The 18,358-nt window shown below is 62.5% G+C and carries 18 protein-coding genes and 4 tRNA genes; 11 read left to right on the top strand and 11 right to left on the bottom strand.

Going from position 1 to position 18,358, the window contains the following annotated elements:
* Positions 1–321: integrase core domain-containing protein (locus IQ25_RS15150; RefSeq protein WP_144907108.1), on the top strand; the 321-nt coding region annotated here is incomplete at its 5' end.
* Positions 322–486: 165 nt separating this feature from the next.
* Complete coding sequence (locus IQ25_RS15145; RefSeq protein ID WP_144907107.1) at positions 487–810, top strand: hypothetical protein; 324 nt, start codon at positions 487–489, stop codon at positions 808–810.
* A gap of 102 nt (positions 811–912) precedes the next feature.
* Here IQ25_RS15145 and IQ25_RS15140 read toward each other — a convergent pair.
* Both IQ25_RS15140 and IQ25_RS15135 read right to left on the bottom strand, forming a co-directional pair.
* Positions 913–987, bottom strand: a tRNA-Asn gene (locus IQ25_RS15140).
* 79 nt (positions 988–1,066) lie between these two features.
* On the bottom strand, positions 1,067–1,846 hold the full coding sequence (locus tag IQ25_RS15135) for an NAD kinase (protein WP_144907106.1): 780 nt from the start codon (positions 1,844–1,846) through the stop codon (positions 1,067–1,069).
* 152 nt (positions 1,847–1,998) lie between these two features.
* Here IQ25_RS15135 and IQ25_RS15130 point away from each other — a divergent pair, with 152 nt between their 5' ends.
* Positions 1,999–3,282, top strand: a complete 1,284-nt coding sequence (locus tag IQ25_RS15130) for a GGDEF domain-containing phosphodiesterase (RefSeq protein WP_144907105.1) — start codon at positions 1,999–2,001, stop codon at positions 3,280–3,282.
* A gap of 18 nt (positions 3,283–3,300) precedes the next feature.
* Here IQ25_RS15130 and mfd read toward each other — a convergent pair whose 3' ends face one another.
* The 3 genes from mfd to IQ25_RS15115 all read right to left on the bottom strand — a co-directional run bounded on the left by mfd (position 3,301) and on the right by IQ25_RS15115 (position 7,608).
* A complete protein-coding gene (gene mfd / locus IQ25_RS15125) occupies positions 3,301–6,795 on the bottom strand; it encodes a transcription-repair coupling factor (RefSeq protein WP_144907104.1) in 3,495 nt (1,164 codons plus the stop codon).
* 27 nt (positions 6,796–6,822) lie between these two features.
* Positions 6,823–7,116 (bottom strand): FAD assembly factor SdhE, encoded by a 294-nt coding sequence (locus IQ25_RS15120; RefSeq protein ID WP_144907103.1) that lies wholly within the window; start codon positions 7,114–7,116, stop codon positions 6,823–6,825.
* 108 nt (positions 7,117–7,224) lie between these two features.
* The gene (locus IQ25_RS15115; protein WP_144907102.1) at positions 7,225–7,608 is read right to left on the bottom strand and encodes a host attachment protein; all 384 of its coding nucleotides are present in this window, start codon (positions 7,606–7,608) and stop codon (positions 7,225–7,227) included.
* A 146-nt stretch (positions 7,609–7,754) separates the two neighbouring features.
* Here IQ25_RS15115 and recG point away from each other — a divergent pair, with 146 nt between their 5' ends.
* Positions 7,755–9,812, top strand: coding sequence for an ATP-dependent DNA helicase RecG (gene recG, locus IQ25_RS15110; RefSeq protein WP_144907124.1), 2,058 nt, complete (start codon positions 7,755–7,757; stop codon positions 9,810–9,812).
* A gap of 61 nt (positions 9,813–9,873) precedes the next feature.
* On the opposite strand, the gene IQ25_RS15105 is transcribed toward recG, so the two are convergent.
* Together IQ25_RS15105 and IQ25_RS15100 are read right to left on the bottom strand one after the other, a co-directional pair.
* Positions 9,874–10,476: a hypothetical protein gene (locus IQ25_RS15105; RefSeq protein ID WP_144907101.1), complete on the bottom strand. Its 603-nt coding sequence runs from the start codon at positions 10,474–10,476 to the stop codon at positions 9,874–9,876.
* A 203-nt stretch (positions 10,477–10,679) separates the two neighbouring features.
* Positions 10,680–10,756: transfer RNA gene (locus tag IQ25_RS15100), tRNA-Pro, on the bottom strand.
* A gap of 141 nt (positions 10,757–10,897) precedes the next feature.
* Between IQ25_RS15100 and thyA the strand changes: the two genes are divergently transcribed.
* The 7 genes from thyA to IQ25_RS15065 all read left to right on the top strand — a co-directional run bounded on the left by thyA (position 10,898) and on the right by IQ25_RS15065 (position 16,652).
* Positions 10,898–11,842: a thymidylate synthase gene (gene thyA / locus IQ25_RS15095; protein ID WP_144907100.1), complete on the top strand. Its 945-nt coding sequence runs from the start codon at positions 10,898–10,900 to the stop codon at positions 11,840–11,842.
* Between the two features lie 128 nt (positions 11,843–11,970).
* Positions 11,971–13,266 carry a 3-methyl-2-oxobutanoate dehydrogenase (2-methylpropanoyl-transferring) subunit alpha gene (locus tag IQ25_RS15090; protein ID WP_144907099.1) on the top strand — a complete coding sequence of 432 codons (1,296 nt, stop codon included), beginning with the start codon at positions 11,971–11,973 and terminating at the stop codon, positions 13,264–13,266.
* Entirely contained in the window at positions 13,263–14,318 is a 1,056-nt protein-coding gene (locus IQ25_RS15085) for an alpha-ketoacid dehydrogenase subunit beta (RefSeq protein WP_144907098.1), read from the top strand. The genes IQ25_RS15090 and IQ25_RS15085 overlap by 4 nt, the downstream gene beginning before the upstream one ends.
* Positions 14,319–14,323: 5 nt before the next feature.
* Positions 14,324–15,652: a dihydrolipoamide acetyltransferase family protein gene (locus IQ25_RS15080; RefSeq protein ID WP_144907097.1), complete on the top strand. Its 1,329-nt coding sequence runs from the start codon at positions 14,324–14,326 to the stop codon at positions 15,650–15,652.
* A 29-nt stretch (positions 15,653–15,681) separates the two neighbouring features.
* Positions 15,682–16,254 (top strand): YdeI/OmpD-associated family protein, encoded by a 573-nt coding sequence (locus IQ25_RS15075; RefSeq protein ID WP_144907096.1) that lies wholly within the window; start codon positions 15,682–15,684, stop codon positions 16,252–16,254.
* 105 nt (positions 16,255–16,359) lie between these two features.
* Positions 16,360–16,436 (top strand) — tRNA-Asp (locus tag IQ25_RS15070).
* A gap of 139 nt (positions 16,437–16,575) precedes the next feature.
* A tRNA-Asp gene (locus tag IQ25_RS15065) sits at positions 16,576–16,652 on the top strand.
* 58 nt (positions 16,653–16,710) lie between these two features.
* Here the strand turns inward: IQ25_RS15065 and IQ25_RS15060 are convergent.
* The 4 genes from IQ25_RS15060 to IQ25_RS21060 all read right to left on the bottom strand — a co-directional run bounded on the left by IQ25_RS15060 (position 16,711) and on the right by IQ25_RS21060 (position 18,271).
* Positions 16,711–16,929 (bottom strand): DUF2842 domain-containing protein, encoded by a 219-nt coding sequence (locus tag IQ25_RS15060; protein ID WP_144907095.1) that lies wholly within the window; start codon positions 16,927–16,929, stop codon positions 16,711–16,713.
* Positions 16,926–17,513, bottom strand: coding sequence for a 5-formyltetrahydrofolate cyclo-ligase (locus IQ25_RS15055; protein ID WP_144907094.1), 588 nt, complete (start codon positions 17,511–17,513; stop codon positions 16,926–16,928). The genes IQ25_RS15060 and IQ25_RS15055 overlap by 4 nt, the downstream gene beginning before the upstream one ends.
* Positions 17,514–17,711: 198 nt before the next feature.
* The gene (locus tag IQ25_RS15050) at positions 17,712–18,068 is read right to left on the bottom strand and encodes a cell division protein ZapA (protein ID WP_144907093.1); all 357 of its coding nucleotides are present in this window, start codon (positions 18,066–18,068) and stop codon (positions 17,712–17,714) included.
* Complete coding sequence (locus IQ25_RS21060) at positions 18,065–18,271, bottom strand: hypothetical protein (RefSeq protein WP_158637760.1); 207 nt, start codon at positions 18,269–18,271, stop codon at positions 18,065–18,067. Before IQ25_RS21060 ends, IQ25_RS15050 begins: the two co-directional genes overlap by 4 nt.
* Positions 18,272–18,358 lie beyond the last annotated feature (87 nt).

The raw sequence follows: 18,358 nt of genomic DNA, 5'->3' as shown, positions 1-18,358 counted from the left end.
AAGATCGGGGTCGAGTGGCATTACATCGCGCCGGGCAAGCCGATGCAGAATGGCTACGTCGAGAGCTTTAACGGCCGTATGCGCGACGAGCTGCTGAACGAGACCTTATTCATGAGCCTCGCCCATGCCCGGGTCGAGATCGCTGCCTGGGTCGAGGATTACAACCGGGAGAGACCGCACTCGTCCCTTGGCTATGCAACCCCGGCGGCGTTCGCCGCCAAACTGGATAAGCAATGGCCTGCTTCGCTACGCCCTACGGGCTCCGCTACGCAGCCCATTGCTTCAACCGCGCTGATGCACAAAACAACCGCCCGGCTCTAATCCCAGCTGGAGGAAAGCTGGGGGTCACGTCAACGGGAAAGCCCCGATGACATCGGCTGAGGCGGCTTCCGTGCCTGTCAGTGTGGGAACGCGATAGGAGGCTGAAAAATCCGATCACGCCACCGTTCTTCAGTAGCGTTAACGCGACGCGACTGGAGAGCAGCGATGTGGCTTGATCGGAACATTCAGACTGATGCGGTTCTGCCTTCTGGCGGGCTTGATTCTGCGCTTTTGCAGGCAAGCTACCGGCGGGGTGTGTTTCGGGCCAAGGTTAACGTCCGTTCGCTGTCTTGCGCAATCGCGCAGATCGACTGCATGGAAAATCCCGCCATCGGCACCACGGTGTGGCTTACATTTGCGGGGCTCGAATCGCGCGCGGCTGTTGTTGAGCAAAGCGGCGGGTTCCGCGTGATGCTGCGACTGATTGAGCCGCTACATCCGGCGGTGCTCGAAGCGCTGGTGGGCGGACGCCTGCGGACCTGGCACTGACGGCATTGAGATAGCGCATCGGGCTAGCGCTCAGGCCTTTGGGTCAGCGAGTTTTGAAAGGCCCCGGATCAAAGCGCAAGGCGCTGATCCAGAAGAAATAAATGGCTCCCTGAGTAGGATTCGAACCTACGACCAAGTGATTAACAGTCACCTACTCTACCGCTGAGCTATCAGGGAGCAGCCTCAGTCTCCCGAGGCAGGACCGCGCTAATAACAGGCGATTCCGGTTTGGCAAGCACCTGTTTTCAATTTTCTCTCAGACCATGAACTGTTCGGCGAAGATGCGGTCCTCGAGGCTCTGCCCGCGGTCGAACAGCAAGGTCAGGCGATGCTCCGGCCAGGCTTTGACCCGCACCTCGCGCACGTCGCGCACTTCCTTCTGGTCGGCCACGACAAGGACCGGCCGCTTCACCGATTCGAGTGCCTTGAACACGATCTCGTAAGTGTCGGGCAGGATCGCGCCGCGCCAGCGACGGGGGCGGAAGGGGCTGATCGGGGTGAGCGCCAGCATGTTGGAGGACAGCGGCAGGATCGGGCCGTTGGCCGAGAGGTTGTAGGCGGTCGAGCCTGCAGGCGTGGCTACTAGCACGCCGTCGCAGGCGAGTTCGGGCATCCGCACCTTGCCATTGACGCTGACCTCAAGCTTGGCGGTCTGGCGGGTCTCACGCAGGATAGAAACTTCGTTGATCGCGCAGACCGAGTGTTCCTCGCCGGTGTTGGTAATCGCGGTCATGCGAAGCGGCGAAACCGAGATTCGCGTGGCCCTGGCAAGGCGCTCCTCGATGTTGCGGCTCGACCGGTACTTGTTCATCAGGAATCCGACGGTGCCGAGGTTGAGGCCGAAGGCTGGCACGACATGGTCGATATCGAGCATGGTGTGCAGAGTTTGCAGCATGAAGCCGTCACCGCCGATCACCACAGCAGCGTCGGCCTGTTCGAGCGGAACCCAGTCGCGGCTTTTCAGCAGTGTTTCGTAGGCGTCCTGAGCGCGCTCGCTGGGCGAGGCCAGCAGGGCGAGGCGGGCAAAATCCGGCATTTGTGTACTAGCCCCAGTCGAACGCAGCAGAAAAAGTCGTGACGCCGAGATATGGGGCGGACCGGATTGGCGCAATGCACAAAAGCATAACTGTGGCGGCGCGGCGCACGAGCGGAACGCTTTGGCAAGGATAGCGCGCTAAAGATGCATTGATGCCAAGGCCTATGCGACTTTCCAGTGCCGATGATGTGCGCGACAACCTGACCGGATTACCCGGAATGGCCGGAGCCGCATCATGGTTTGCGCGGCATCAGACCGAGTATGTCCACGCCATGTTGATTGGCCTTCACCGCTTCCGCACGGTGAACCTCGCCTATGGCCATGCCGGTGGCGACAGCGTGCTTGCTGAAATAGCCCGCCGTATCGCCGACTTTACCGCCGAGGAATTGGAAGCTGATGCGCTAGTGGCGCGGGTGGGTGGTGGCGAGTTCCTTGTGGCGAGCAGCGGGGCGATCAGTCGTGAACGGTGGCAGTGGCTGGCTGAGGCGCTGACGCGGCATATTTCGCGCAGCCTGCCGATGCGGGGCGACGAACTGCATCTCGTGCCGCGCACGGCATTGCTTCGCGGACTGCCGGGCGAAGACGGAGCTGCGCTGATCGACCGGTTGGATCAGGCGCTGGGCACGCTGCAGCAACAGACTGGACGGCGGCTGCTCTGGGCAGACGGATCACACCGCGCGCGCGGACGCAGCGCAGCGCGGCTCGAAGCCGACCTGATCGGAGCGATGGCGCGGGACGAGATCGGTCTGGTGTTCCAACCGCAATATGCCGTGGCTGGTGGATTGCTGGTAGGTGTGGAGGCCCTTGCGCGGTGGGATCATCCGCAGTTGGGCCGGATGGGCGCGGAGACGCTGTTCGCGATTGCCGAGCGCGGTGATCACGTTACGCAGCTTTCTCGCCATATTGCGCGTAAGGCGCTCAGCATCGCTGCAGCTTGGCAGGAACAGCTTGCGCTTTCGTTGAACGTCACGGCTGAGGATCTGGCCAATGACCGCTTTGCGATGGACTTCACTGATTTGCTCGAGGCGATGGGCTTCTCCCCCGCACGGTTGACTCTGGAGGTAACCGAACACGCACTTGTGGCGGATTTTGCGCGTTCGTCGGAAGCTCTCGCTGAACTTGCCGGTCTTGGAGTCAGGATTGCTCTCGACGATTTCGGGACAGGTTATGCGAATTTCCGCACGTTGAAGGCGCTTCCGCTCGACACCATCAAGCTTGATGCTTCGCTTCTGCGCGATGTGGACACCGACAATCGTGACCGCGCTATCCTCACCGCCATAGTCGCCATGGCGCGGGCGCTCGGGCTCAAGCTGGTGTGCGAGGGTGTCGAGCGGGAGAGCCAGCTTGCGGTGCTGGCCGAGGAAGGCTGCGATACCTTTCAGGGGTTTCTGCGATCCGGCCCTGTTGGCGCGGACGAGATTGCTGCGCTGATCTGATCGGGCAGGGCGGACGGCCTACGCCGCCTTCTTTGCCCGCCGCGCAATCGCCGAAAGCCCCTTGGTCAGCTGAACCAGACCGTTGAGGCGGCCTTCTGCGGTGCCCCAGGCGCGGGTGATGACCAGCTTGTTGTCGGGACGCAGCTTGGCGACGCCGTTGAGGCGCTCGACATAGCCGATCAGGCCCAAGGGGTCGGGGAAGGTGTCCTTGTGGAAGCTTACGAGTGCGCCCTTGGGGCCGACATCGATCTTGGCGATGTTGGCGGCGATGGCCTGACGCTTCACTTCGATGAGGCGCAGCAAGTTCTGCGTCGGGCCGGGGAGGGGACCGAAGCGGTCGATCATTTCGGCGGCCAGTGCCTCGACCGCGTCCGGACCTTCGGCATCGTTCATGCGGCGGTAGAGCGCCATGCGCACGGCAAGGTCGGGGACGTAGTCTTCGGGGATCATGATCGGCGCGTCGAGTGTGATCTGCGGGCTGAGCGCCTCGCGTTCGCGCGCAAGCCCGATGTCGCCCGCCTTGGCGGCCAGGATCGCGTCTTCCAGCATCGACTGGTAGAGTTCGAATCCGACTTCCTTGATATGGCCCGATTGCTCGTCGCCCAGCAGGTTGCCCGCGCCGCGAATGTCGAGATCGTGGCTCGCCAGCTGGAAACCGGCGCCAAGGCTGTCGAGATCGCCGAGTACCTTGAGGCGTTTTTCGGCGACTTCGGACAGAGCCATGGTCTCGGGGTAGGTGAGGTAGGCGTAGGCGCGGATCTTGGCACGACCGACGCGACCGCGCAGCTGGTAGAGCTGAGCTAGGCCGAAGCGGTCGGCGCGGTGGATGACGATGGTGTTGGCCGAGGGGATGTCGATGCCGCTCTCGATGATCGTGGTCGAAAGCAGGACCTCGTACTTCTTCTCGTAGAACGCGCCCATGCGATCTTCGACCTCGGTCGGGCTCATCTGGCCGTGCGCGGTGACGAAGCGGACTTCGGGGACGTTCAGCCGCAGCCACTCTTCCAGTTCCGGCATATCGGCAATGCGCGGCACGACGATGAAGCTCTGCCCGCCACGCTGGTGTTCGCGGAGCAGGGCCTCACGCATGACCATGTCGTCCCACGGCATGACATAGGTACGGGTGGCAAGGCGGTCGACCGGCGGGGTCTGGATCGTGGAAAGCTCGCGCAGGCCTGACATTGCCATCTGCAGCGTGCGCGGGATCGGCGTGGCGGTGAGAGTGAGGACGTGGACGTCCGCCTTCAGCTCCTTGAGCTTTTCCTTGTGGGTAACGCCAAACCGCTGTTCCTCGTCGACGATGACGAGGCCGAGGCGCTTGAACTCGACCGATTTGGCAAGCAACGCATGTGTGCCGACGACGATGTCGATAGTGCCAGCGGTCAGCCCGGCCTTGGTCTCTGCCGCTTCCTTGGCAGGAACGAGGCGGGAGAGGCGGCCTATCTGAAGCGGGAATCCGTTGAAGCGCTCGACGAAGTTCGAATAGTGCTGGCGGGCGAGGAGGGTGGTCGGAGCGACGACGGCCACCTGCACGCCCTGCATGGCAGCGACAAAGGCGGCGCGCAGGGCGACCTCAGTCTTGCCGAAGCCGACATCGCCGCAGACGAGGCGGTCCATTGGTTTGCCTTCGACCATGTCGCCAAGGACGTCGCCGATGGCGCGCTCTTGATCCTCGGTTTCCTCCCACGGGAAGCGGTCAACGAACGGTCCGTAGCTCGCGGGATCGACGGGGAGGATTTCGCCCTGACGCAGCGCTCGGTGGGCGGCAGTGGCCATGAGCTGGCCCGCCATCTCCAGAATGCGCTCGCGCATGCGCGCCTTGCGGCGTTGCCATGCCTCGCCACCCAACTTGTCGAGCGCAACGCCATCTGCATCCGAACCATAGCGCGAGAGGACATCAAGGTTTTCGACCGGGATATAGAGCTTGTCACCGCCGGCATATTCGAGCTGCACGCAATCGTGCGGGGAATCTCCGACGCCGATGGCTTCGAGGCCGAGGTAGCGGCCGATGCCGTGGTCCATGTGAACGACGAGATCGCCGGGCGTGAGTGCGGACAGTTCGGCTAGGAAGGCGTCTGCGTCCTTGCGCTTCTTTTTGCGGCGGACGAGGCGGTCACCGAGGATGTCCTGCTCAGTCAGCAGTTCAAGATCGTCGTTGGCAAATCCCTGTTCGAGAGGCAGGACAACGGCCACAGGCTTGCCACTGGCGGCAAGGCCGAGTGCTTCCTGCCAGGTCTCGGCCATCTGCGGGGTGAATTTGCCAGCCTCTGCCAGCAACGAGGCGAGGCGCGAGCGCGAGCCGGTGGTGTAGGCCGCAATGATGGGCTTCTTGCCGCGGACCCCAAGCGCCGAAATGTACTTAGCGGCGGCTTCGTAGATGTTGGTGCCGCCCGATGTGGCGGCGGCGCGTTCTGGCGTGAAATCGTGGCTGGAAGTGAAGCCGAAATCGACTACCTGCTTCGATTCCGGCTCGGCAAACAGTGTTGTGCGGTGGACGGGCCAGCCAGCGAGCGCCCGGTCCAGTTCGTCGCGTGAGAGGTAAAGTGCGGTTTCGGCCAGCGGGCGATAGCTACCGGGTGCCTTCGATGACGTGTCGAGGCGCGACTGGTGGTAGTCGGCAATGTCGGCGACGCGTTGTTCGGCGGCCTTGATCGCCGTTGTATCGATCAGGACGAGATCGTCTTCGCCAAGGTGATCGAACAGGGTGACCAGGCGGTCTTCGAACAGTGGAAGCCAGTGCTCCATGCCGGCGAGGCGGCGGCCGTCAGTGATCGCCTGATAAAGCGGGTCGCCAGTGGCATTGGCACCGAACAGTTCGCGATAGCGGCTGCGGAAGCGCTTGATGCTGTCGTCGTCGAGCAAAGCTTCGCTTGCCGGGAGCAGCAGGTGGGTTTCGACGGGCTGGACCGAGCGCTGCGTGTTCGGGTCGAACAGGCGCAGGGTTTCGAGTTCGTCGCCGAAAAAGTCGAGCCGCAGGCCATGGTCGAGGCCAGAGGGAAAGATGTCGAAGACCGAGCCGCGCACCGCGTATTCGCCTGCGTCGACAACGGTATCGGTGCGCGAATAGCCCTGGCGCTGGAGCAGTGCGATCAGGCTTTCCCGGCCGATCTCCGCTCCGGGCGTCAGCAGTCGGGTAGATTCACGGATGCGGAACGGGGTGAGCACGCGCTGGAGCGCCGCGTTGATCGTGGTGACCAGAAGCTGAGGGCCGGATCGCTTGTGCTGTAGCTTCTGCAGGGCAGCAAGACGCCGGGCGCTAACTGAAAGTGCGGGTGATGCGCGATCGAACGGCAGGCAGTCCCACGCGGGGAAGTCGATGACCTCAAGGTCCGGGGCGAAAAACGCGGCACTGTCGGCAATGGCACGCATGGCGGCTTCATCGGGCGCGATGAACACGGCGCGGCCTTTGGCGGCGCGCGCGAGGTCAGCCAGCACAAGCGGCTGCGCGCCGCGCGCGACGGACGAAAGCGTGAGCGGCGTCTTTGCCGAGAGGATGCGGGCGAGGTCTGACATGGCGGGTCTAACGCGCGAGACGCGAAATCAGCGCGGGATCTCGACGTAGTCCAGCTTGCGCATGGCGTCCATCATTGCGCCAGCGTACTTCTCGGGAACGGGTTGGGTTCCGAGCGCCCAGGCCATGATCTCTACGTCATCTTCCTCGATCAGGGCCTCGAACCAGGCGATCTGCTCGGCCGTCCACGAGGCGTGATAGCGATCGAAGTAGCAGCCGATCATGTAGTCCGCCTCGCGAGTACCGCGGTGCCACGCGCGGAAATGGATGCGGCGGAGGCTTTCGGGGGGCGTGGCGGGGGTAACGGCTGCGGGCTCGGTCATGGCTTGCCGTTAGGACGAACGGGCGAGCGAAACAAGGGCTGTGGGGCCTATGCGAAAGGGCATTCCGGCGCGGTCCTTCCCCCGCAAGGGAATGCCCTTTCTCAGGTGTTACCCACGCAGTGCAGCGAGGATATCGTCAGGTTGGCGGCCTATAAGGTCCTTGGCCAGTTCCTTGATCATCGCTTGCTGTGTGGCCTTGCCGAACTGATGGCGCAGTTCACCCAGAGCGCGCGGCGGGGCGATCAGGATGAGATGCTCGATCTTGTGACTTTGAACCTGCCGGTTCAGCCAGTCGGCCACGGCAGTGCAGTGTGCGGACTCTTCCTGTTGGTGGGGCGAGGCGTGGCTGCCGCCGCTGCTGTGGTTCTGCTCAACAAGTGAAGGTGTTTCGAGCGTGGCAAGTTCGGGCACAGCTTCGGTGCCGACATTGCGGTAAAGCTCCCATGCCTTGCCATCGACAATGGCAATCACGGCTGCGTGAGGGATCAGCATCGGTTGGTCTCCTGTTCTCGTTGTCTTCGCAGAAGACCCAAGCACCGGCAGGCCCACGCAACCATGCGGTGGATCAAAAATGCCCGTGAATTTCGCCTTGTGCGGCATTGGCGAATGTAACGGTTGCAGCCTATGTCCGTTCCACGATGCGTCCTGATCTGCTCAATCCGCTCTTTGCCGAAAGCTCCAGCCTGAAAGGCGTGGGACCCGGCCTTGCGCGCCCTCTCGACAAGCTGGGCCTGACGCGGGTGCGGGACATCGCCTATCACCTCCCGGACCGCTGGGTTCTGCGGCGGGCGGTGGCAAATCTTGACGAGGCAGGGCTGGGGGAACAGATCGTCCTTCCGCTGACCCCGCGCGACTATCGGCAGGCGGCGGGGCGCGGGCCGTTTCGCGTGATGGCCGAAGACGCCGCGGGCAATTACGTCGCGCTGACGTACTTCGGACGCGCGGCCTATACTGCCAAGAAGCAGCTGCCGCTTGGCGAGAAGCGCTGGATTGCGGGGCGGCTCGACCAGTTCGGTCAGACCTGGCAGATCGTCCACCCTGACCACGTCAGCGAAGACAGCGCAGGGCTGCTCGGGCAGTTGAACGAGCCGGTCTATCCGCTGTCAGAAGGGCTGACGCAGGGGCGGATTCAGGCACTGGTGGCGCAGGCGCTGGCCCACCTTCCCAAGCTGCCAGAGTGGATCGAGCCGGGATTGCTGGCGAAGATGGACTGGCCGGCGTGGCATGAGGCTCTTCCCGCAGCGCACAAGGCCGAGGACAAGGCGGCAAAGGATCGGCTCGCCTATGACGAACTGCTCGCCAACAGCCTTGCGCTCATGCTGGTGCGTGAGAGCAATCGGGCGAAGAAGGGCACACCGCTCCATGGCGACGGGCGACTTCGGGCCAAGCTCAAGCTGCCGTTCGAGCTTACCGGCGCGCAGAAGCGCTCAATCGCCGAGATAGAAAGCGACGTGGCGCAAGGTGCGCCGATGCTGCGGCTGCTGCAGGGCGATGTCGGCTCAGGCAAGACGGCGGTGGCGCTGAATGCGATGCTGATCGCGGTAGAGGCGGGCGGACAGGCGGCCTTGCTGGCCCCGACGGAAATCCTCGCACGGCAGCATGCCGAGACGCTCACCCGCATGGCGGCGGGAACCGGCGTGACGATCGCGCTGCTGACCGGACGCGACAAGGGCAAGGCGCGCGAATCAATCCTGATGGGGCTGCTCGATGGCTCGATCGACATCTGCGTCGGCACCCATGCGATCTTTCAGGACGCCGTAGCCTATCGCAATCTGGCTCTTGTGGTGATCGACGAGCAACACCGCTTCGGCGTTGGCCAAAGGCTCATGTTGACGCAGAAGGCGAAACGCACGCCGCATTGCCTGGCGATGACCGCAACGCCGATCCCGCGCACGCTCACTCTTGCGCAGTATGGCGAGATGGACGTCTCCAGGCTCGACGAGATGCCACCGGGCAGGCAGGCCATCGACACGCGGGTGATCTCTACCGAGCGGATCGTGGACGTTGTCGAGGGCGTGGCCCGGCACGTCGCCAAGGGTGCGCAGGCCTATTGGGTGTGCCCGATGGTGCGCGAGCTCGAAACCGAAGACATAGCTGCGGCCGAAGCGCGCTACGCGGCGCTCAAGGAGCGGTTCGGCGACACAGTCGTCATGGTCCATGGCCAGTTGCGTCCCGAGATCAAGGACGCAGCGATGGAACGCTTTGCCCGGGGCGAGGCGCAACTGCTTGTGGCGACTACGGTGATCGAAGTTGGCGTCGACGTGCCCAACGCGACGCTTATGGTGATCGAACAGGCCGAGCGCTTCGGACTTGCTCAGCTGCATCAGTTGCGGGGACGCGTAGGCCGCGGGAGCCAGCAATCGACATGCCTTCTGCTGCGTGGAGAAGCGCTGTCGGAGACAGGGCGCGAGCGTCTGGCGCTGATGCGCGAAACGCAAGATGGCTTCAGGTTGGCGGAAGAGGATCTACGCCTGCGCGGTGGCGGCGAACTGCTCGGCACCCGGCAATCCGGCGATACGCCGTTCAAGGTGGCGGATTTCGAGCAGATCGCGCGGCTCTTGCCACTGGCACATGATGATGCGCGGCTGCTGATGGAGCGAGATGGCGGATTAGCTTCACCGCGTGGCGAAGCTGCGCGAGTTCTGCTTTATCTGTTCGAGCGCGACTGGGGTGTGCAGCTGCTGCGCGGAGGATGAATTGGCGGGGTGGGGCGGCGCGAAAAAGGGGTAAACGCGCCGCCCGCTCCCTGAGCTTCTATTACTTGCCTGCGGGCTTGGTAGCTGCCGCATCGGCGCTCTTGCCAGCGCTCTTCGTGGCATCGGCAAAGGCCTGTGCGGTCATGCCAATCATCAGGCCAGACGTGCCCTTGGCGACCGAGGTCTTGGGAAGTTTCACGCGCGTTGCGCCGGCATCGAGCACGAAGTCTGTCGCCGTCACTTCGGTAACCTTGCCGAGCTGGGTCGTGCCGTCGGAGGCAAAAACCGGTGCATCAGCAACGATTGCGGCTTCAAGCTCAGCTTTGGCAGCTTCCTTTGCCTTTTCGGCAGCGGCATCAAGCTCCACCTTGGTCATGCCTAGAACAGGGCCCTTGGGACCCGTGCCCAACGCAGTCAGAGCGAGAGTGGCCGAGTTCTTGCCGGTATCGATCACGAAGTTCGGGGCGTTGACGCTCTTGATCTTGCCGACCTCGGCTCCGTTGACGTCATAGACGGTCGCGCCAACGCTTGGCGTAGCAGCCGTAGCGGGAGCCTCTGCCGTTGCGGTCGTTTCAGTGCCGGCAGCTGCCTCTTGTGCGCTTGCTGCAGTGGCGAGGGGGATGGTTGCGACGAGAAGGGCTGCGGTGAGATTGCGGATTTTCACAAGTGGTTTCCTGTGCAGTTGTCGGGATAACACCGCCAAGGTTGGCTTTGTTGTTCCGATCGGAAACCCGCTTTGCGATCCCGCGATGCAGAATTCAGGGCGAATTGAGAGACTTGTGCCGTAGCTGCGACAGGTCGATGGCATTAGACCAAACGAAAAGGGCGGCCCGAAGGCCGCCCTTTCGATCATCCTGAAGAATGAAATGGTCGGGGAAAGAGGATTCGAACCTCCGGCCCCTGCCTCCCGAAGACAGTGCTCTACCAGGCTGAGCTATTCCCCGACCGATCTGCAAACCGGTCACCCGGCTGCAAGGCAGGGGCGCCCTATACGGGGCACATCCGGGGCTGGCAAGCGGGTAGGAACAAGTTTTTTCGGGCGTGGGCTTTTGCTCCGGCGAGGACGCGGCGATAGAAGCAGAACCATGTTGAAACGCGCCGATTCCGCCCGTCACTACGAGTGGCAGTACCTCGATCTCATGCGCGAGATCTGGGAAAGCGGGGACGAGCGGGTCGATCGTACAGGCGTAGGCACACGCTCGGTATTCGGCGCGCAGTTACGCTTCGATCTGTCCGACGGGCGCATGCCTTTGCTGACAACCAAGCGCGTCTACTGGAAGACCGCAACGCGCGAGTTTCTGTGGTTCCTGACCGGCGACACCAATATTCGTGAACTCTGCGCGCAAGGCGTGGAGATCTGGACCGACTGGCCGCTAGACCGCTATCGCAAGGCAACCGGTGAGGACATTTCGCGAAATGACTTCTCGGCTCGGATCGTGGCTGACAAAGCCTTTGCGCGCGAATGGGGCGATTTGGGACCGGTCTATGGCAAGCAGTGGGTCGACTGGCCGGTTTACGAGCCGGCAGGCGAGGGGTTGTTCCGGCAACGACCGCAAGGCGTGAATCAGGTTGCCGATCTCGTTCATTCTCTCCGAACCAATCCGGGAAGCCGACGCCACATCGTCGAAGGCTGGAACGTGGCCGAACTCGACGCGATGGCCCTGCCGCCCTGTCACAAGACCTATCAGTTCCATGTCAGCGGCAACCGGCTCAATGGATTGCTCTATCAGCGCAGCTGCGACGTGGCATTGGGGTTGCCCTTCAACCTGTGGGGTGCGGCGCTTTTTCTACGACTACTGGCCCAGCAATGCGATCTGGAGGCGGGCGAACTGGTTTGGATGGGCGGCGATACGCACCTCTATCTGAACCATGCAGAGCTCGTCGAAGCGCAGTTGGCGCGGGAACCGGAGGGCGATCCGCGCCTTGCCATTGTGCGCCGACCGGATACGATCTTCGGATACCGGATCGAGGATTTCGAGGTGTCCGGATATGCACCACAGGGCCATCTTTCTGCCCCTGTAGCGGTCTGACCTCGCGATTGACTCGAAAAGGCGTGTGAAATAAAATAACACGCGTCTATAACTTTGCATTTATCGCGCTTGTGTAATTGCAAAGCGTGATTCGGTGCGGGAGAGTCGAAAATGCAGGCGTTCGCAGAATGAGCGGCGGAACAAACGGTGGTGCGCGCGGCAACTTGCCTCCGCTCGCTCTGCATGTGCCCGAACCGAAATTTCGCCCTGGGGATGAGGTCGATTATTCGCACCTCGAGATCCCACCGGCAGGCGCGCAAGCACGTCCGGATGAGCAATGCGCGGCTGCCGAAACGCAAGCGCTGTGCTTCGATCTGGTGCGGGTGCTGGGTGAAGACCACCGCGCCATCGGGCCTTGGGATCCGAAGCTTGATGCGGATACCTTGCGCCGCATGCTGCGCACGATGGCTCTTACCCGTGCATTCGATGACCGGATGTATCGCGGACAGCGACAGGGGAAGACCAGCTTCTACATGAAGTGTACCGGCGAGGAGGCGACTTCGGTCGCACCCGCAATGGCGCTTGCCAGCGACGACATGGTGTTCCCCAGCTACCGTCAGCAGGGCATCCTGATTTCGCGTGGCTATCCCATCGTCGAGATGATCAACCAGATCTACTCGAACCGGGCAGACAAGCTGAAGGGCCGCCAGCTGCCGATCATGTATTCGGCGCGCGAGGCTTCGTTTTTCACGATCAGCGGCAACCTTGCCACCCAGTACCCGCAAGCAGTGGGCTGGGCGATGGCAAGCGCGATCAAGGGCGACACCCGGATTGCGGCGACTTGGATCGGCGAGGGTTCGACCGCAGAAGGCGACTTCCATTCGGCGATGACCTTCGCAACGGTCTATAACGCGCCAGTCATTTTCAACGTCGTCAACAACCAGTGGGCGATCTCGAGTTTCTCAGGGTTCGCCGGGGCCGAGCGCACGACCTTTGCAGCCCGCGCGATCGGCTATGGCATGGCGGGGCTTCGCGTCGATGGGAACGATCCGCTGGCGGTCTATGCGGCGACAAAGTGGGCGGCTGATCGCGCCCGTTCCAACGCCGGGCCGACGTTGATCGAACACTTCACGTATCGTGCCGAGGGTCATTCAACTTCGGACGATCCCGGCCAGTATCGTTCCGCGCACGAGCGTGAGGAATGGCCGCTCGGGGATCCGATCAACCGGCTCAAGCAACATCTCATAGTGATAGGCGAATGGTCTGAGGACCAACACGCCGCGATGGATCGCGAGCTGATGGAACAGGTCAAGGCTGCCACCAAGGAGGCTGAAAAGAACGGCATCCTTGGTCATGGGCTGCACCATCCCTTCCACACCATGTTCGAGGATGTGTTCGAGGAATTGCCCTGGCACCTCAAGGAACAGAGCGAGCAAGCGATCCACGAGCGTCGGGTAAAGTGGCCAGAATGGAAGGAAGCATGACCTACGAGGAATCACCGGTCAGCCTCGCCGAGGCTTCGACCCGCCGCCTGAACATGATTGAGGCGATCAACGACGCACTCGACATCATGATGGAGCGCGATCCGAACGTCGTCGTGATGGGCGAGGACGTCGGCTATTTCGGCGGCGTGTTCCGTGCGACGGCGGGCCTCCAGAAAAAGCACGGCAAGACCCGCGTCTTCGACACACCAATCAGCGAGTGCGGGATCATCGGCGTAGCTGTGGGCATGGGAGCCTATGGCCTGCGTCCTGTCCCTGAGATCCAGTTTGCGGACTACATTTATCCGGGTCTGGACCAACTCGTGTCCGAAGCGGCGCGTTTGCGCTATCGTTCGGCGGGTGAGTTCATTGCGCCGATGACAGTACGGTCCCCTTTTGGCGGTGGCATCTTTGGCGGGCAGACGCACAGCCAGAGTCCGGAAGCGCTGTTCACCCATGTCTCGGGCATCAAGACGGTCATCCCGTCAACGCCGCACGACGCCAAGGGCCTGCTGATTGCTGCGATCGAGGACAATGACCCCGTCATCTTCTTCGAGCCCAAGCGCATCTACAACGGCCCGTTCAACGGCTACTATGACAAGCCGGTTGAGCCTTGGGCGAAGCATGCCGACAGCGCTGTGCCGGAGGGATACTATTCGATTCCCTTGGGCAAGGCGCGCATCGTGCGGCCTGGCAATGCCTTCACCGTGCTTGCCTATGGCACGATGGTTCACGTCGCCGCCGCGGTCTGTGCGGAAAAGGGTGTGGATGCCGAGATCATCGACCTGCGGACGCTGGTGCCTCTGGACATCGAGACGGTGGAAAAGTCGGTGGAAAAGACCGGCAAATGCCTGATCGTCCATGAAGCCACGCGCACTTGCGGCTTTGGTGCGGAACTTTCCGCGCTGGTGCAGGAGCGTTGCTTCTACCACCTCGAAGCCCCGATCGAGCGTGTGACGGGCTTCGACACGCCCTATCCGCACAGCCTCGAATGGGCATACTTCCCCGGCCCGGTCCGCATTGGCGAGGCCATCGACCGTCTGATGAAAGCCTGAGTCCCATGGGAACTTACACATTCCGCCTGCCCGATATCGGTGAAGGCATCGCAGAGGCAGAGATCGTGGCTTGGCACGTGGCCGTGGGCGACATGGTCGAGGAAGACGGTCGTCTTGCCGACATGATGACGGACAAGGCGACCGTCGAGATGGAAAGCCCGGTTTCGGGCAGGATCGTGTCGATCGCTGGAGAGGTTGGCGACGTGGTTGCGATTGGCTCGGCGCTGGTCGTGATCGAGACGGACGGGCAAGCGGAGGCTGAAGCGCCCGCGTCCTCACAGTCGGCGGCTCCGGCTCCGGCGGCTGAAGTCGTCGAAGAGCGGATCGAGGTGGAGACGCCCGATGCGGCAGACGTAACGAGGGTGGAGGCTGCAGCCCCACCTCCGCCGCCGCCTCCCGCGCCAACGCCCAAGGCAGTCCCGACAAAACCTGTAGCGCCAGCAAATACACGTGACGCAGGAGCCAAGTTCCTCGCCAGTCCCGCCGTGCGCCAGCGCGCGCACGATCTGGGCATTGACCTGTCTGAAGTGCGGCCGTCCGAGGAAGGCCGCGTGCGCCACGCCGACCTCGACCAGTTCCTCGCCTACAACGCTATGGGTGGATACCGCTCGGCAGGCGCGGAGCGGGGCGACGAAATCATCAAGGTCATCGGCATGCGCCGCCGCATTGCCGAGAACATGGCCGCGTCCAAGCGCCACATTCCGCACTTCTCCTATGTCGAGGAATGCGACGTTACAGCGCTCGAGGCCATGCGTGATCAATTGAACACGAACCGGGGCGACAAGCCCAAGCTTACGCTTTTGCCGCTGCTGATCACCGCGATCTGCCGCACGCTGCCGCAATATCCGATGATCAATGCGCGCTATGACGACGAGGCGGGCGTTGTCACTCGCTACGGTGCTGTCCATCTCGGCATGGCGGCGCAGACGCCTGCAGGACTGATGGTGCCGGTGATCCGCAACGCACAGAATCTGAATTTGTGGCAACTTGCGCGCGAGATCGTCCGGCTTGCCGAGGCGGCGCGCAGCGGGAGTGCCAAGTCTGAGGAACTGTCCGGCTCGACGCTGACCATCACGTCACTTGGGCCCTTGGGTGGTGTGGCGACGACTCCTGTGATCAATCGCCCTGAGGTCGCCATCATCGGTCCAAACCGTATCATAGAGCGCCCGATGTTCGTGCCGGACGGCATGGGCGGCGAGCGGATCGAGAAGCGCAAGTTGATGAATATCTCGATCAGCTGTGACCACCGCGTGGTCGACGGGCACGATGCGGCCAGCTTTGTACAAGCGATCAGAAAGCTGATCGAAACGCCGGTACTGATGTTGGCTGATTGATGTGATAGATGTGCGGATCGGAGGTGGCCATGCCGACAACCGATCCGCGCATCGATGACCATATCGCCAAAGCCGGGGCATTTGCCCGCCCGATCCTCAAGCGGTTTCGCGCGATCGTGCACCGCGAGGTCCCCGAGTGCGTCGAGGCCATCAAGTGGGGCATGCCGCACTTCACGCTCGCCGGTAAGAACATTGCGGGGATGGCGGCGTTCAAGGCCCATGTTTCGGTGTTCTTCCATCATGATGAGCAGCCGGGCGGCACAGGGCCGTTCCGCAAGATCGCATCACTCGACGAGTTTCCAGACGAAGGAATTGTAGTCGAGAGGCTGCGCGCTGCTGTTGCGCGCCTTTCGGGCCCAAAGCCTGCCAAACCACGCGCGGCGATCAAGCCAGTTCCCGATCTGCCTGACTCGTTTCGGTCTGCCCTCGTTGCTGCTGACTGTGGCGAGCGTTTTGCCGCGATGCCGCCTGGCCAGCGCCGCGAGTACATCGAATGGATCGTCGAAGCGAAGACCGATGCCACGCGTAGCAAGCGCGTTGCGCAGGCGGTGGAATGGATCGGTGAGGGCAAAAGCCGCAACTGGAAGTACCAGAAATGCTGAGTGACATGGCATCGGCATAGGAAAATGCCGGGAGGCAAAAAATGACGTTCGAAGAGCGTTGACAGCCCGCAAACTCTGCCATAGAGGCGGCGCTCCCAAGGGTGAGCGGGTGTAGCTCAGTTGGTTAGAGTATCGGCCTGTCACGCCGAGGGTCGCGGGTTCAAGTCCCGTCACTCGCGCCATTGGGAAGATAAAAAAGGCGCCTCCGGGCGCCTTTTTCTTTGCCCGCATCGCACGCGCCAAGCTGTGGAAAAATTCCCGCTTTCAAGCCCGTTGACACATCGCCGGACCTGCCATAGAGGCGCGGCTCCCAAGGGGCACGCGGGTGTAGCTCAGTTGGTTAGAGTATCGGCCTGTCACGCCGAGGGTCGCGGGTTCAAGTCCCGTCACTCGCGCCACCTTGGGAATTTCAACAGCAGCAGCGGTTAGAATGCGGTGGGGCCTAGGCCCCCCGTTTCACCCCCAGCGCCCGGTTTCCATCCAGATCAGAAATCGCCGCAGCGGTAGCAGCCAGACAGTGCCGAGCACGATGTAGGCAAGAGTCTGCAACAGCACGTGCCAAGTCCCGATCACGTCCGACAGGGCTGCTACGCCAATGGCGTAGATTGTCAGCGCGGCGACGAGTGCGAGAATGCCCACTGGCTTGCGCCAGGTTGGCTTGTAATCCTGATTCACGCGTCACGCTCCCATGGGCCGTAGATTCGCGTCGGCGTTACCACGGCGTGAAGTGGAACGTCATGCGGCTCACGGGGCAGGTCGTCGACCAGTTGGCAATCCCATGCGAGGCCGATGGGTAGTGTTGCGGGGTTCGCCTCGAGCCAACGGTCGTAATGGCCGCCGCCTTGGCCGAGCCGCCCGCCGTCCGCGCTAAAGCCTAAAAGGGGAACGAACAGCACGTCGGGCACAACGATGGAGGCATTGTCGGCAGGTTGCACGATACCTTTCCATGGACCCGGTTCGAGCAATTCATCCACCCAGGGCGAGGCCCACTCGCGGAACACCATCGGCGATGTGCGGTCTGCAAACCAGGGGAGTGCGACCTTGTGCCCCGCTTCGTGCAGGACTTGCGCGTATGCGGTCGCAGGAGCTTCAGCCGGACCGGCTAGATAAAGGCCGACGATAGCGTCCGGCGGCACCATCGAGAGCACAGGCGAGGGCGGCCTGCGGAACATCAGCGCTTTCACACGCGGATCGAGCGATGCCACATGGGCATTGCGCCGCGCCCTCAGTTGCTCGCGCAGCGCGGTCTTGGCTTCCACGGGTTGCTCCGGATCAGGGGTAGGGGGGTGACGGGCCCACCATGGGTCGTTAGCTCGGAAAATCCTCTGACGCCTCGACGTCAGGTGGGGACCGCTTACTCAGGACCAGGGTCCCATGCAGGGGCAGCCCCCTTGGATTGCTTATAGCCTCAGGGATGTTCATGCGGCTCGTGCCGGGCAGATCCCGTCGCTGCCTAGTTAAGCGCTCACAGGCCCTTGCTCAAGGGCACCGGCAAGTTTTTCAATCCGCTCGGCCAGTTGAAGTACACGATCGACGACGCGCTGCTCGGCTTCAGGGTCTGTGACCACATCGACAGGGACAGGTGAGGGACCGGGCTCTGCACCAGGAGGGGGCGCTTGCTTGTGCAGTTCGTGAAGCTCGTCTGCCATCATCAGAGCGGCAAACAGCAGCATGCGCTGCTCATTCTGTCCGCCACCGATCTTGCGTGCCCGCTCGTCAACCATCCGGCCGAGCATTTCGATATGCTCTTCCTCGCCATCGGCGCAGGAAACGGCAAAAAGGCGACCGCCTATCGGAAGACTGACATTGCTCATTTGGGCAGACCTGCCAGCAGTAGGTCAAGCTGGCGCAGTTCCTGCGCAACGGTATCCTTGAGCCTGCGATGACGGACCTTGAGAAGCGCCAGCTCCTCTCCTCCCGCGTCGCCCCGCGTTCCCTGTTGTGCAACCGCGTTCTCGGCCTGCACGAGCGCCTGCTCGAGCCTGTCCAGTGCGGCGTCCAGTGCTTCCGTCGCCATGGTCGGGCACGCTACCACATTGCCGCTCGTGCGCAACAGTCTGGCGGGAAAGCGCTCGGAAAGCGCTGGACAAAAACTACACTTGTG

This window comes from Novosphingobium taihuense (genome assembly GCF_007830315.1).
Lineage (GTDB): Bacteria > Pseudomonadota > Alphaproteobacteria > Sphingomonadales > Sphingomonadaceae > Novosphingobium > Novosphingobium taihuense.
The sequence above is the reverse complement of the archived record's forward strand: the minus strand, read 5'-3'. Positions and strand labels throughout refer to the sequence as shown.